Origin of the sequence: Polaromonas sp. YR568 (assembly GCF_943369675.1) — a bacterium.
In the GTDB taxonomy this organism is placed as follows: Bacteria; Pseudomonadota; Gammaproteobacteria; order Burkholderiales; family Burkholderiaceae_C; genus Polaromonas.
The window spans coordinates 74,089-87,153 of record NZ_CALROB020000013.1 but is presented as its reverse complement, the minus strand read 5'-3'; the positions used below and the strand labels follow the sequence as shown (position 1 = coordinate 87,153).

General features: G+C 66.1%; 12 protein-coding genes. 5 read left to right on the top strand and 7 right to left on the bottom strand.

The window, feature by feature from the left end:
• Positions 1-2 precede the first annotated feature (2 nt).
• From ssuD to ACLV8F_RS09225, 5 genes are all read right to left on the bottom strand, one after another.
• Positions 3-1,166 (bottom strand): FMNH2-dependent alkanesulfonate monooxygenase, encoded by a 1,164-nt coding sequence (ssuD, locus tag ACLV8F_RS09245; protein ID WP_411883934.1) that lies wholly within the window; start codon positions 1,164-1,166, stop codon positions 3-5.
• Positions 1,166-2,278 carry a sulfonate ABC transporter substrate-binding protein gene (locus tag ACLV8F_RS09240; RefSeq protein WP_411883933.1) on the bottom strand — a complete coding sequence of 371 codons (1,113 nt, stop codon included), beginning with the start codon at positions 2,276-2,278 and terminating at the stop codon, positions 1,166-1,168. The genes ssuD and ACLV8F_RS09240 overlap by 1 nt, the downstream gene beginning before the upstream one ends.
• 22 nt (positions 2,279-2,300) lie before the next feature.
• Complete coding sequence (locus ACLV8F_RS09235; RefSeq protein ID WP_411883932.1) at positions 2,301-3,323, bottom strand: sulfonate ABC transporter substrate-binding protein; 1,023 nt, start codon at positions 3,321-3,323, stop codon at positions 2,301-2,303.
• 150 nt (positions 3,324-3,473) lie between these two features.
• A complete protein-coding gene (ssuE, locus tag ACLV8F_RS09230) occupies positions 3,474-4,073 on the bottom strand; it encodes an NADPH-dependent FMN reductase (protein WP_411883931.1) in 600 nt (199 codons plus the stop codon).
• A 142-nt stretch (positions 4,074-4,215) separates the two neighbouring features.
• Positions 4,216-5,256, bottom strand: coding sequence for a sulfate ABC transporter substrate-binding protein (locus ACLV8F_RS09225; protein ID WP_411883930.1), 1,041 nt, complete (start codon positions 5,254-5,256; stop codon positions 4,216-4,218).
• A gap of 158 nt (positions 5,257-5,414) precedes the next feature.
• On the opposite strand from ACLV8F_RS09225, the gene ACLV8F_RS09220 reads away from it, so the two are divergent.
• Together ACLV8F_RS09220 and mnmC are read left to right on the top strand one after the other, a co-directional pair.
• Positions 5,415-5,693: an oxidative damage protection protein gene (locus tag ACLV8F_RS09220; protein ID WP_411883929.1), complete on the top strand. Its 279-nt coding sequence runs from the start codon at positions 5,415-5,417 to the stop codon at positions 5,691-5,693.
• 9 nt (positions 5,694-5,702) lie between these two features.
• Positions 5,703-7,589, top strand: a complete 1,887-nt coding sequence (mnmC, locus tag ACLV8F_RS09215; protein ID WP_411883928.1) for an FAD-dependent 5-carboxymethylaminomethyl-2-thiouridine(34) oxidoreductase MnmC — start codon at positions 5,703-5,705, stop codon at positions 7,587-7,589.
• A 3-nt stretch (positions 7,590-7,592) separates the two neighbouring features.
• Here the strand turns inward: mnmC and ACLV8F_RS09210 are convergent, their stop codons facing one another.
• Both ACLV8F_RS09210 and ACLV8F_RS09205 read right to left on the bottom strand, forming a co-directional pair.
• Positions 7,593-8,348: a response regulator gene (locus ACLV8F_RS09210; protein ID WP_411883927.1), complete on the bottom strand. Its 756-nt coding sequence runs from the start codon at positions 8,346-8,348 to the stop codon at positions 7,593-7,595.
• 163 nt (positions 8,349-8,511) lie between these two features.
• Positions 8,512-9,732 (bottom strand): ABC transporter substrate-binding protein, encoded by a 1,221-nt coding sequence (locus tag ACLV8F_RS09205; protein WP_411883926.1) that lies wholly within the window; start codon positions 9,730-9,732, stop codon positions 8,512-8,514.
• A gap of 255 nt (positions 9,733-9,987) precedes the next feature.
• Between ACLV8F_RS09205 and ACLV8F_RS09200 the strand changes: the two genes are divergently transcribed.
• From ACLV8F_RS09200 to ACLV8F_RS09190, 3 genes are read left to right on the top strand one after another with little or no spacing between them, the layout of a single operon-like run.
• The gene (locus tag ACLV8F_RS09200) at positions 9,988-10,779 is read left to right on the top strand and encodes a sulfite exporter TauE/SafE family protein (RefSeq protein ID WP_411883925.1); all 792 of its coding nucleotides are present in this window, start codon (positions 9,988-9,990) and stop codon (positions 10,777-10,779) included.
• A gap of 55 nt (positions 10,780-10,834) precedes the next feature.
• Positions 10,835-12,646 (top strand): nitrite/sulfite reductase, encoded by a 1,812-nt coding sequence (locus ACLV8F_RS09195; RefSeq protein ID WP_411883924.1) that lies wholly within the window; start codon positions 10,835-10,837, stop codon positions 12,644-12,646.
• A gap of 18 nt (positions 12,647-12,664) precedes the next feature.
• Positions 12,665-13,060, top strand: a complete 396-nt coding sequence (locus ACLV8F_RS09190) for a DUF934 domain-containing protein (protein WP_411883923.1) — start codon at positions 12,665-12,667, stop codon at positions 13,058-13,060.
• Positions 13,061-13,065: the final 5 nt, after the last annotated feature.

Sequence of the window (13,065 nt, the reverse complement as noted above, 5' to 3'; positions counted from 1 at the left end):
TTTCAGCTTTGCGAGACGCGCGGCAGGTATTCGTTGGCGACGACTTCACCGAAGGGGCCGTTGAGCACCTGGCCGGACAGCTTCTGGCGCAGCTTGCGCGGCAGCAGCGGGAACACCAGCTCGGCGAAGCGGTAGGCCTCTTCGAGGTGCGGGTAGCCCGAGAGCACAAAGGTGTCCAGGCCCAGGGCGGCGTATTCCTCGATGCGCGCGGCCACGGTTTGCGGATCGCCCACCAGCGCCGTGCCCGCGCCGCCGCGCACCAGGCCAACGCCGGCCCAGAGGTTGGGGCTGATTTCGAGCTCGGCGCGCGTGCGCTTGCCGCCGCCGGCATGCAAGGCGGCCATGCGGCGCTGGCCTTCCGAATCCATGCGCTGGAACGCGGCCTGCGCGCGGCCCACGGTGTCGTCGTCGAGCCGGCTGATCAGGCTTTCGGCGGCGCGCCAGGCCTCGTCGTCGGTCTCGCGCACGATGACGTGCAGGCGTATGCCGAACTTGACGGTGCGGCCCAGCCGGGCCGCCCTGGCTTTCACGTCGGCCACTTTTTTGGCGACTTCGGCCGGGGGCTCACCCCAGGTCAGGTAGGTGTCGACCTGGTCGGCGGCCAGCGCATGGGCGGCGTCGGACGATCCACCGAAATACACAGGCGGATGCGGCTTTTGCACCGGCGGGTAGAGCAACTTGGCGCCCTTCACGCTCAGGTGCTCGCCCTGGTAGTCAAAACTTTCGCCAGCGTGGCTGCGCACCAGGATCTCGCGCCAGATACGGATGAATTCGGCCGACTGTTCGTAGCGCTGGGCGTGGTCCAGGTAGACGCCGTCGCCTTCGAGTTCGGCCTGGTCGCCGCCGGTGACGAGGTTGATCAGGAGGCGCCCGCCCGAGAGCCGGTCGAAGGTGGCGGCCATGCGCGCGGCCAGGCTGGGCTGGTGCAGGCCGGGGCGTACCGCCACCAGGAACTTGAGGTTTTTGGTCACGGGCAGCAGGCTGGAGGCCACCACCCACGGGTCCTCGCAAGAGCGGCCGGTGGGAATCAGCACGCCTTCATAGCCCAGCGTGTCTGCCGCCTGGGCGACCTGCTTGAGGTAGTCGTGGTTGACCTCGCGCGCACCTTCGCCGGTGCCGAGGTAGCGGCTGTCGCCGTGGGTGGGGATGAACCAGAAAACCTGCATCACGAACTCCTTTTTGATGCGCTGGCGAGGCGCGTACCAGTGGCCGCCGCAGAACCGGCTTCGCCGGGCTGCTGGTGGCCGCCCCCTTGGGGGGAGGCGGCCGCCAGGCCGATTCGGGGGGGAATCTCAGGTTTCCAGACGATGTCGGCGACCTTGACCGCGCGCGGGATCAGGCCCAGGCGCAGGAAGGCGTCGGCCACGCGCTGCTGATCGGCAATCGCCGCGGCATTGAGCGGGCCTACCGGCGACACCGGCCTTCGCTGGATAAAGAGGCTCACCACGCCGGCGTCCAGCCCGCTGAACTCGGAGACCAGCTTGATGGCCTCCTTGCGGTCGCTTTGCACCAGCGCGTCGGCGCGGCTCAGCTCCTCAAACAGCACCGCCAGGGTTTGCGCATGCTGGGTGGCAAAGGAGCGCGAGGCCAGGTAGAAGGAGTTGTTACTCGACAGCTCGCGGCCGGTGGCCAGCACGCGCGGCTTGATGGCAAGTTCGGTCGCGGCGTAAAACGGGTCCCAGATGGCCCAGGCGTCCACGCTCTTGCGCTCGAAGGCGGCGCGCGCATCAGCGGGCGCCAGGTAAATCGGCTGTATGTCGTCCCATGTGAGGCCGGCCTTGTCGACCGCGCGCACCAGCAGGTAGTGGGCGCTGGAGCCTTTTTGCAGCGCGATCTTTTTGCCCTTGAGGCCGGCCAGGTTGCGGATGGGCGAATCGCCCAGCACCAGGATGGCCGAGCTGTCGGGCTTGGGCGGCTCGACACCGACGTAGAGCAGGTCTTTGCCGGCGGCCTGCGCGAAGACGGGCGGCGAATCGCCGGTCAGGCCGAACTCCAGGCTGCCGACCGACAGCGCTTCCAGCAGTTGCGGCCCGGCGGGGAATTCCGCCCAGGCAATTTTGGTGTTGGGAAAGCGTTTTTCCAGCACGCTTTTCTGCTTGAGGATGACCAGGTTGACGGCGGACTTCTGGTAGCCGATGCGCAGTTGCTCGGGCGCTTTGTCGGCCTTGCCGGCGGACTGGGCTTTTGCGCCCTGCAGGCCCAGGCCCCAGAGCGAGGCCGTGGTCGCGGCGATCCGCAGGAAGCGGCGGCGCAGTTGAAGCGGTGTGGAGGTGTTCATGGTGAGATTCCTTCGCCGCTGCTCAGGGCGCCGGTTTGTAGGCGGCGTCGCTGACGGCGATGGCCTTGGGGATCAGCTTCAGCTCAAAGAAGGTGTCGGCAAGCTTTTGCTGGTCGGCGATCACGCTGGCGGGCACGGGCTTGACGTTGAACTCATAGCGTTTGAGGCTGAGTTCGACCACGTCGACCGGCAGGCTTTGCAGCGGCGCGATCAGCTCCGCGGCCTTCTTGAGGTTGGCCTTGAGCCAGACGCCGCGCTCCACCGAGTCGTCAAACAGGGCCTGGATGACCTTGGGGTTCCTGGCGACGAAGCCGCGCTCGGCCAGGTAGTACTGGTAGTTGTTGACCACGCCCTTGCCGTCGGCCAGCACACGCGCGCCTATGGCTTTTTCGGCGGCGGCGGTGAACGGGTCCCAGATCACCCAGGCGTCGACATTTTTGCTTTCAAAGGCGGCACGCGCATCGGCGGGGGCCAGGTAGACGACCTGGATGTCGCTGAGCTTCAGGTGGTTTTTCTCGAGCAGCTTGACCAGCAGGTAGTGGACGTTGCTGCCCTTGTTGAGCGCGACTTTTTTGCCCTTGAGTTCGGCCACCGATTTGATGCCGGAGTCTTTGGGCACCAGGATGGCTTCGGCTTCAGGCGCTGCCGGGTCATAGCCGATGTAGGCGAACTTCGCGCCGGCGGCCTGGGCAAAGATGGGCGGCGCTTCGCCGACGTAGCCCACGTCGACCGAGCCGAGGTTCAGACCTTCCAGCAGTTGCGGGCCGGCCGGGAACTCCACCCATTTCACGGTGGCGTTCAGCGGCAACAAACGTTTTTCGAGCGTGCCCTGGGCTTTTTGCAGCACAAACAGGCTGGCGGCTTTCTGGTAGCCGATGCGCAGCTCGACTTTGTCCTGTGCATGCGCCACGGGCAACGTCAGCAAGGTGATGACGCCCGCGATCGCGGCGGCCAGCGCCAGGCTCAGGAGAAAGTCGATCCAGGTGCGTGCCTTGGATACGGGTTGCGGGGGAATGCCGGAAGGGCCGGCGGAGGTGATGCTCATGGTCGATGTCCTTTTCAAGGGTGTCTTTTCCGGGTGCACGGCCGGCAGGAGGCAAAGGCTCTCCCCGGCCGCCTGCGAGGCGGTTTCAAAATCTGCGTCATGGGAATTCAGGGCACGGGCCGTCATCGGCCTGCGCGCCCCGGTGCGGCGTCAGACGCTACATCGCACCCGGGAAAAGTGCACCGGCTCAAAACCAGTGGTCGCGGGCTGGCGAAAGCTTTCGGCCAGCAAGGTCAGCACCGCGTCGTCCAGCCGCACCGCGATGTCGGGGCCGACCTCGTAGCGTTTGTCGGCCGACTGCGGCACCTGTGAATCCGTGGCGTAAACGCCGGGCAGGATGTGGCGGGCCGCCAGCGCCTGCAGCACCGGGCGCAAGGCGTAGTCCAGCGCCAGCATGTGGTGCGGGCTGCCGCCCGTGGCCAGCGGCAGCACGGTTTTTTCTTTCAGCGCGGTCTGCGGCAGCAAATCAAGCAGCACCTTGAGCAGGCCGCTGTAAGCCGCCTTGTAGACCGGCGTGGCCACCACGACGGCGCGCGCCCTGGCGATCTGCTCGATCGCCTTGATGATGGCCGGGTGGCCCCACTCGGCCAGCAGCAAGGCCTGGGCCGGCAGTTCGCGGATATTCAGGCGGTCGACCACAAAGCCGCCCCTCAGCGCCAGCCTGTGGCTGACCGAATCAAGCAGCGCCGAGGAACGGGACTGCTCGGACGGGCTGCCGGCGATCAGCAATACGGATTGTTGCGCGGACATTTTTTGGCGTTTTCCCTGAAGTGCCTGGGCAACCAAGCGCGGTGTGACAGTTCTTCAATTCCAGTGCCGGCGCGGAACCGGCTTTGCCGGGCCGCAGCGGGCGCCCCCTGGGGGGAGGCGGCCAGAGGCCGCTTCGGGGGGCCTATTTCTTCGAGTAGATCTGGTCAAACGACCCGCCATCGGCGAAATGCTCTTTATCAGCCTTGGTCCAGCCGCCGAAAGCCTGGTCGATGGTGAACAGGTTCAGCTTGGGAAACTGCTTGGCGTACTTGGCAATCGCTTTTTGCGAAACGGCCGGGCGGTAGAAGTTCTTGCCGGCAATGTCCTGGCCTTCTTCGGAGTACAGGTACTTCAGGTATTCCTCGGCGACGGCGCGCGTGCCCTTTTTGTCGACGTTCTTGTCGACCACGGCGACGGCCGGCTCGGCCAGGATGCTCAGCGAAGGCGCGATCACGTCGAACTTGGCGCCGAACTCTTTTTCCAGCAGGTAGGCTTCGTTTTCCCAGGCGATCAGCACGTCACCCTGGGCGCGCTGGGCGAAGGTGATGGTGGAGCCGCGGGCGCCGGTGTCCAGCACCGAGACGTTGCCGTAGAGCTTGGCGACAAACTCCTTGGCCTTGGCGTCGCTGCCGTATTTGCGCTTGGCGAATTCCCAGGCGGCCAGGTAGTTCCAGCGGGCGCCGCCCGAAGTTTTCGGGTTGGGGGTGATCACATTGATGCCGGGCTTGACCAGATCGTCCCAGTCCTTGATGCCCTTGGGGTTGCCCTGGCGAACCGCCAGCACGATGGTGGAGGTATAGGGCGAGGCGTTGTGCGGCAGCTTCTTTTGCCAGTCGGGCGACAGCCAGCCGCCGTTTTTGACCAGCGCGTCGGTGTCGCCGGCCAGGGCCAGCGTGGCGACGTCGGCGTCCAGGCCGTCAATGATGGAGCGCGCCTGCTTGCCCGAGCCGCCGTGCGACTGCTTGATGGTCACGTCCTGGCCGGTCTTGGCCTTCCAGTACTTGCTGAAGGCGGCGTTGTACTCGACGTAGAGCTCGCGGGTCGGGTCGTAGGATACGTTGAGCAGCGTTACGGGGGCCGGCTGCGCCTGGGCCGTCAGCAGTGACCCTGCCAGCGTCAAACCCAAACCGAGCGCGGCGGCCGTGCGGGTGGAAACATTGATAAAGTTGCGGCGTGAAGTCATGGTTGCTCCTCTTTTCCAGAAAAATGCGTGTAAATGCGAACAAAATGGATTCTGGAAGCAGCCCTAGAAAACTGGAACGAATAAAAACTCAGTTCTTTATTCTGTAAACATCCTTAGACCCCTCTTTAGATCCCCCCGATACAAGAAAGAACCCCGCCATGGCACGCCTCGTCAAATGCATCAAGCTCGGTAAAGAAGCCGAAGGCCTGGACTTTCCGCCCTACCCCGGCCCGTTGGGCAAGCGCCTCTGGGAAGAAGTCAGCAAGGAAGCCTGGGCGGAGTGGATGAAGCAGCAAACCATGCTGGTCAATGAAAACCGCCTGAACCTGGCCGACGCCCGCGCCCGCCAGTACCTGGCGCGCCAGATGGAGAAACACTTCTTTGGCGACGGCGCCGACGCGGTACAGGGTTACGTCCCCCCTACTCCCACCCCCTGATGCGGCGGCATGCCTGAGCGCATCGAGTGGCTGGACGACGGCACGGCCGGCGGCAGCCCCTTCAGCCCGCGCTTCGGCGACCGCTACCGCAGCGAACTCGGCGGGCTGGACCAGGCCCGCGAAGTCTTTCTCAAGGGCTGCGGCCTGCCGGAGGCCTGGGCCGGCCAGCCGCAATGGACGGTGCTGGAAACCGGCTTTGGCCTGGGCCTGAATTTCCTGGTCACCTGGGCCGCCTGGAAGGCCGACCCGGATCGCCCCCAGCTGCTGCATTTCGTCTCGACCGAAGCTTTCCCGGCCGGCGCCGCCGACGTGCTGCGCAGCGCCCGCACCCACCCTGAGCTGATTCCTTTCGCCGAACAACTCCACGCCCAGCTGTGGGGCTTGCTGCCGGGCTTTCACCGCCTGGTGTTTGAGGGCGGCCGGGTGTTGCTGACGCTGTGCATAGGCGACACCAAGGCGGTGCTGCGCGAGCAATCGTTTGATGCTGATTCGGTCTACCTGGACGGCTTCAGCCCGCAGCGCAACCCCGACATCTGGGACCTGCACACCTTCAAGGCGGTGGCACGCTGCTGCCGGCGCGGCACGCGCATCGCCACCTGGACGATTGCGCGCAGCGTGCGCGACGCGCTGGCGGAGTGCGGGTTTGTGGTCAAGAAGGTGCCGGGCATTCCGCCCAAGCGCGACAACCTGCAGGGCGAGTTCAACCCGGCCTGGGAGCCGAAAAGAGCGCAGCCTTCGCCGCAACGGCACGCGCCGTCGACCTGCGTGGTGATAGGCGCTGGCCTGGCCGGCGCGGCCGTGGCGGCCAGCCTGGCGCGCCGCGGCTGGCGGGTGACGGTGCTCGATGCGGCGAATGCGCCCGCCGCGGGCGCCTCGGGACTGCCCGCCGGTTTGCTGGCGCCGCATGTCTCGCCCGACGACAACCAGCTCTCGCGCTTGTCGCGCCACGGCATTCGCGCCACGCTGCAGCAAGCCGAGGCCCTGCTGCAAGCGAACGATTGGGGCCGCACCGGCGTGCTGGAGCATGCGGTGGAACACCCGCGCAAACGGCCCGAGGCCTGGCAGGCGGAGTGGTCCGATGCCGCGAATGACTGGTCCGGCCCGGCCGACGCCGCGCGGCTCGCGCTGTGTGGCCTGCCGCCGGATGCGCCCGCCCTCTGGCACGCGCAGGCGGGCTGGGTCCGCCCCGCCGGCCTCGTCGAAGCGTGGCTGGCCACGCCGGGGGTACAGTGGCGCGGCAATGCGGCGGTGGGCCGCCTGGCCCGTAGTTCCGGCGAATGGCAAGTCTTTGATGCGCAGGGACGTGAGCTGGCCCACGCCGGGCTGGTCGTGCTTGCAGCGGGCTACGGCAGCCGCTCGCTGGCCGCCGCCGCGGATGAAACAGTCGGTGAACTCGCGCTGCAAGCCATACGCGGCCAGGTCAGCTGGGGCCGGCACGAGCCCGGCACGGCCGCCGCCCTGCCCGTCTTCCCCGTCAACGGCCATGGCAGCCTGGCGCCCGCCGTGCCCCTGCCTGGCGAAGCCGGCCGGCTGGCCTGGGTCATGGGCTCCAGCTTTGAACGCGACAACCCGAAACCCGAAACGCGGCCCGAGGACAACCTCCACAACTTCAGCCGGCTGCAAACCCTGCTGCCGCAAACGGCGCATGCGCTGGCGGCAAAGTTTGAGGGCGGGCAAGTCCAGGACTGGGCCGGCGTGCGCTGCGCCACGCCCAGCCGGCTGCCCGCGCTGGGGCCGCTGGTGCCGGGTTTGTGGGTCTGCAGCGGTATGGGGTCGCGCGGCCTGAGTTTTGCCGCGCTGTGCGGGGAGTTGCTGGCCGCCCGGCTGCACGCAGAGCCTTTGCCGATAGAGCAGCGCCTGGCCGATGCGCTGGCGCCGCAGCGCGTGGCCGATTAAAACTCAACGCGTGCTGCGCAGCAGCCGCTTGAGCTTTCCGGGATGCAGGGGTTTGCGCAGGCTGCCGCGCGCGCCGGCAAACCAGCCGCGCACCGTATCAATCGGCGACAGCCGGCTGCCGGTGAGGATCAGGAATTCAATGGCCGGGCGCGAAGCCCCCACCTTCTTGACCATGTCCCAGCGCTCGACGTCGGGCAGGTCCATGTCCAGCACCACCAGCTTGTAGAGACGGCTGTCAATCATCTTGAGCGCTTCGGCGCCGGTGGCGGCCTCGTCGACCAGCAACAGGCCGGCCATGGCCAGCCGGGCGCGCAGGTAAAGGCGCGCGTCGCGGTCGGCGTCCACCACCAGCACCTGAGCGTGTTCGGGTTCGGGCGCGGATGCCTCCAGCGGCGCGGGCGTGGTGTCTGCCGCGGAATCGAAGTCGAGGTCCAGGTCCAGCAGCGCCGTCGACTCGGACAGCAGGTCCAGGTCGAGCTCCGGTTCCTTGCCGGCTGCTTGCGGCAACTCGGCCGCGAGCAGCTCGTCCATGCCGTCAATCACGGCCGCCCATTGCAGGGGCCGCTTGAACACCAGGCGGGCCCGGGCCGGCGCGTTGTCGCCTATCCAGATGAGTTTGAGGTCGTCGTGGGCGGGGTTGGCGAGTTCCAGCGTGGCCTCCCAGCTGTCGCCGTCGATCAGCGCAATGTCGGCTTCGTCGGGGGCCGCGGCGGTCCAGGGCGCATAGGCCGTGGGCCGGGTTTCGGACAGGCGAAACACGGTGTTCAGGGCATGACGCTCCACATCGTCAAACCCAAACACTTTTACAAAGATCCGCTTGACAGCCTCGCCACCCGTATTCGTCATTTGCGCCCGATTATGCGGGGATTCGGCACGCCCTTTTCATGATTCCCCTGAAATCGGCGCGCGCGTTGTCAAAAGGTCACTTCATGGCCTCGGCCGGGCGGCGGGCCTTGACATAGGCGTCGGAGGGCAAATAGGCCTTGCCGTCGGCATAGCGCCACTGCACCATGGTGCCCTTGTTGCCGCGCAGGTCCAGCTTGCCGACGTAAGCGCCCATGGTCGACTGGTGGTCAATGGCGCGGAATTCGGCCGGGCCGAAAGGCGTGGAGAACTTCAGGCCGCGCAGCGCCACCACCAGCTTCTCGCTGTCGGTGGAGTTGGCCTTTTTGATGGCGGCAAAAATCGCCTGCATGGTGGCATAGCCCACCACCGAGCCGACCTTGGGGTACTCGCTGAAGCGGCGGTAGTAATTGGCGGCGAAGCTGGCGTGCTCGCGCGAGTCGATCTGGTCCCAGGGGTAGCCGGTCACGATCCAGCCCTTGGGCGTTTCGTCTTTCAGCACGTCCAGGTATTCAGGCTCGCCCGACAGCAGCGACACCACCGGGGTGCGCGGGAAGATGCCGCGCTGGTTGCCTTCGCGCACCAGCTTGGCCAGGTCGGCGCCGAAGGTCACGTTGAAGATGGCATCGGGCCTGGTCTGCATGATGGCCTGCAGCGTGGTGCCGGCTTCGAGCTTGCCGAGGGCGGGCCACTGCTCGCCGACGAACTCCACGTCGGGACGCTTGGCCTTGAGCAGTTCCTTGAAGGCCGCCACGGCGCTGGTGCCGTATTCGTAATTCGGCGCGATCACGGCCCAGCGTTTGGCGGGCAGCTTGGCGGCTTCCTCGACCAGCATGGCGGCCTGCATATAAGTACCGGGGCGCAGGCGGAAGGTGTAGCGGTTGCCCTTGTCCCAGATCAGGGCGTCGGTCAGCGGCTCGCTGGCGATGAACACTTTCTTGTTTTTCTGGGCATGGTCGGCCAGCGCCAGCCCGACGTTGGACAGGAAGCCGCCGGCCAGCACGTCGACATTTTCCTTGGAGGTCAGCTCAATCGCGTGGCGCAAAGCTTCTTCGGGCTTGCCGGCGTCGTCGCGGGCAATGACCTCGACCTTGCGGCCCAGCAGGCCGCCGGTGACGTTGATCTCTTCCACGGCCAGTTGCCATCCCTGGCGGTACGGCAGCGTGAACTGGGGGATCGTCGAATAGCTGTTGATCTCGCCAATCTTGATCGGCGTTTTTGAGCCGCCCTGCGCCAGCGCCAGGGTGGTCGCGAACGCCAGACACAAACCGCCCAGCAGGGCAGATTTCGCAAATTTCACGGTTTTCTCCAAAAGTAAGCGGTGCGTTCCAACGAACCGGCCCATGCAGGGTGGCCAGCCGGGAAAAGCAGGGACTGTACCAGCGCATTGTGAATGGTGGGAGAGGGTTGTACATGCCCTTTGCATTTCCCTTAAACAGCAAGCAAGCCAAAGCCTCCGGGAACCCGCATGGATTCTTGCGAATAAGCTTATCCACATAACGGCAGAACAAATGTGTAGTTTGTTTTTATAAGCGGCGCACTTACATTTTCCCGGATGCATGAATTCGCCTTCGTATTTGCCGGCTTTGCCGTGGGCCTGGTGGTCGGCCTGACCGGGGTGGGCGGCGGCTCGCTGATGACCCCGCTGCTGATCTTCTTTTTCGGCGTCAAGCCGCACCTGGCCATAGGCACCGACCTGCTGTTCGCCGCCTTCACCAAAATGGGCGGCACCGTGAGCCTGGCGCGCGCCCGGGTGGTCGACTGGAAAATCGTCGGCCAGACCGCCGCCGGCAGCATCCCCGCCTCGCTGGCCACGCTTTATATGTTGCAGCGCCTGGGCCCGGCCAACCCGGCCACCCAGAGCCTCATGACCACCACCCTGGGCCTGGCCCTGCTGCTGACGGCCGGCGCCACCTTCTACAAGGTCCTGCGCGGCAAAGCCGCTCCCACCACCATCACCCCCGAGCTGGCTGACCAGGCCGCGCGCGCGCGCCACTGGGCGCTGCCGCTGCTGTTCGGCGCCGTCATCGGCACGCTGGTCACGCTGACCTCCGTCGGCGCGGGCGCCATCGGCGTGATCGTGCTGATGCTGCTTTACCCCACCCTGCCCCTGCCGCGAATCGTGGCGGCCGACATTGCCCACGCCGTGCCCCTGACATTGGTGGCGGGCCTGGGCCACGCCGCCATCGGTTCGGTAGACTGGCCTCTGCTGATCAAGCTGCTGGCCGGCTCCCTGCCCGGCATCTGGCTGGGCTCGCACCTGGTGCACAAGACGCCGGACCGCGTGATCCGCTCGCTGCTCTCGGTGCTGCTGGCCTATGCCGGCGTGAAACTGATTTCGATCTGAACCGGCCCCGAATCGCTTCCTTTATAAAAAATCCCACGTTTGAATACCGACAGCCATGTACCAATACACAGAATTTGACCGCGAGTTCGTCCAGGCCCGCGCCAACCAATACCGCGACCAGTTGGGCCGCTGGCAGGCCGGCAAACTGCCGGAAGACGAGTTCCGCCCGCTGCGCCTGCAAAACGGCTGGTATGTGCAGCGGTATGCGCCCATGCTGCGCGTGGCCGTGCCCTATGGCGAGCTCTCGACCGCTCAGGTGCGCGTGCTGGCCAAGATCGCCCGTGAATACGACCAGCCCAATGCCGCGCTGTTCCACGAAGCCCAGGCCAAGCAGGACAAGCTGGGCCCGGTCACGCTCAAGAACGGCCTGTCGGTCAGTTCCAAGCTGACCACCGGCTACGCCCACTTCACGACGCGCCAGAACGTGCAGTACAACTGGATCCCGCTCGATAAATCGGCCGATGTGATGGACCTGCTGGCCAGCGTCAACATGCACGGCATCCAGACCAGCGGCAACGTCATCCGCAACATCACCAGCGACGAGCGCGCCGGCATTGCCGTCGACGAAATCGCCGACCCGCGGCCCTTCGGTGAGATCCTGCGCCAGTGGAGCACGCTGCACCCCGAGTTTTCCTTCCTGCCGCGCAAGTTCAAGATCGCCATCAGCGGCGCCCGTGAAGACCGCGCCGCCACGGCCTGGCACGACGTCGGCCTGCACCTGATCCGCAACGCCGAAGGCGAGCTGGGCTTCAAGGTGCTGGTAGGCGGTGGCATGGGCCGCACGCCCGTCATCGGCACGGTGATCCGCGAGTTCCTGCCCTGGCACCAGATCATGAATTTCCTGGAAGCCGTGGTGCGCGTCTACAACCGCTACGGCCGCCGCGACAACATCTACAAGGCCCGCATCAAGATCCTGGTGAAGGCCGAAGGCCAGCGCTACATCGACGACGTCGAGGCCGAGTACAAACAGATCGTCGAGCACGACGGCGCGCCGCACACCATCACCCAGGAAGAACTCGACCGCGTGACGGCCTCCTTCGTGCCGCCCACGCTCAACTGCGACCGCAAGAGCGCCGACGCCAAGATCGCCAACATCCTGCGCGCCGCCGCCGAGGACGACGTGGAGTTCGGCCGCTGGCTGCAGCGCAACGTGGCGCCGCACCAGAACCCCGACCTGCGCGCCGTGACCCTGTCCTTCAAGCGCCTGGGCCAGGCCCCCGGCGACGCGACGGCCGACCAGCTCGACATCGCCGCCGACCTGGCCGACCAGTTCAGCGCCGGCGAACTGCGCGTCACGCACGACCAGAACCTGCTGCTGCCCTGGGTGCGCTGCGACGAACTGCCCGAACTCTGGCGCGCCGCCCGCAAGGCCGGCTTTGCCAAGCCCAACATCCACCTGCTGACCGACATGATCGCCTGCCCCGGCGGCGATTTCTGCTCACTGGCCAACGCGCGCTCCATCCCCATTGCCGAGGCCATCACCGAGCGCTACCAGGACATGGACGAGCTGCACGACCTGGGCGAGATCGACCTGCACATCAGCGGCTGCATCAACTCCTGCGGCCACCACCACAGCGGCCACATCGGCATCCTGGGCGTCGACAAGGACGGCCTGGAGTGGTACCAGGTCTCGTTGGGCGGCTCCGACGGCTCCACGCTGAGCGGCACCTCGGTGCCCGGCAAGGTCGTGGGCCCTTCATTTACCGGTGCCGAAGTGCCCGAAGTCATCGAGGCAGTGCTCGAGACCTACCGCCAGCTGCGCGAGGACGGCGAGACCTTCATCGCCACCTTCCGCCGGGTCGGCATCGAGCCCTACAAAGCCGCCGCCAAGGCCGCGCGCTTTGCCCCCAATACCGTTGCGCACTGAGCCCTGAAAGGAATCACCATGAAATTACTGCCTTTCAGCGAACAGAGCGGCGCCGAAGAACCCGGCATCCTGGTCCTGGCAAACGATGCCGACCCCTTCGAGGCCGCGTTGGACGGGGTCAAGCGCATAGACCTGCACTTCCCGAAATTCACCGACGGCCGCGCCTTCAGCCAGGCCTTTTTGCTGCGCCGCCGCCGCGAGTTCAAGGGTGAAATCCGCGCCACGGGCGACGTGCTGGTGGACCAGCTGGCGCAAATGGAGCGCAGCGGATTCGACACCGCGGTGCTGCGCGCCGACCAGGACATGGCCGTCGCCGAGCGTGTGCTGGCCTCCTACCCCGGTTACGGCGTCGGCAAGTACCAGGGCGATGCGGTAAACGTGCAACCCCACTTCAAGGAAGCGGCTGCCGCCTGAACACC

Excerpts from the sequence above, each read along its gene's own strand:
- ssuE (WP_411883931.1), bottom strand. The coding sequence starts at position 4,073 with ATGTCCGCGCAACAATCCGTATTGCTGATCGCCGGCAGCCCGTCCGAG.
- ACLV8F_RS09220 (WP_411883929.1), top strand. The coding sequence starts at position 5,415 with ATGGCACGCCTCGTCAAATGCATCAAGCTCGGTAAAGAAGCCGAAGGC.
- ACLV8F_RS09200 (WP_411883925.1), top strand. The coding sequence starts at position 9,988 with ATGCATGAATTCGCCTTCGTATTTGCCGGCTTTGCCGTGGGCCTGGTG.
- ACLV8F_RS09190 (WP_411883923.1), top strand. The coding sequence starts at position 12,665 with ATGAAATTACTGCCTTTCAGCGAACAGAGCGGCGCCGAAGAACCCGGC.
- ACLV8F_RS09225 (WP_411883930.1), bottom strand. The coding sequence starts at position 5,256 with ATGACTTCACGCCGCAACTTTATCAATGTTTCCACCCGCACGGCCGCC.
- ACLV8F_RS09240 (WP_411883933.1), bottom strand. The coding sequence starts at position 2,278 with ATGAACACCTCCACACCGCTTCAACTGCGCCGCCGCTTCCTGCGGATC.
- ACLV8F_RS09235 (WP_411883932.1), bottom strand. The coding sequence starts at position 3,323 with ATGAGCATCACCTCCGCCGGCCCTTCCGGCATTCCCCCGCAACCCGTA.
- mnmC (WP_411883928.1), top strand. The coding sequence starts at position 5,703 with ATGCCTGAGCGCATCGAGTGGCTGGACGACGGCACGGCCGGCGGCAGC.
- ssuD (WP_411883934.1), bottom strand. The coding sequence starts at position 1,166 with ATGCAGGTTTTCTGGTTCATCCCCACCCACGGCGACAGCCGCTACCTC.
- ACLV8F_RS09195 (WP_411883924.1), top strand. The coding sequence starts at position 10,835 with ATGTACCAATACACAGAATTTGACCGCGAGTTCGTCCAGGCCCGCGCC.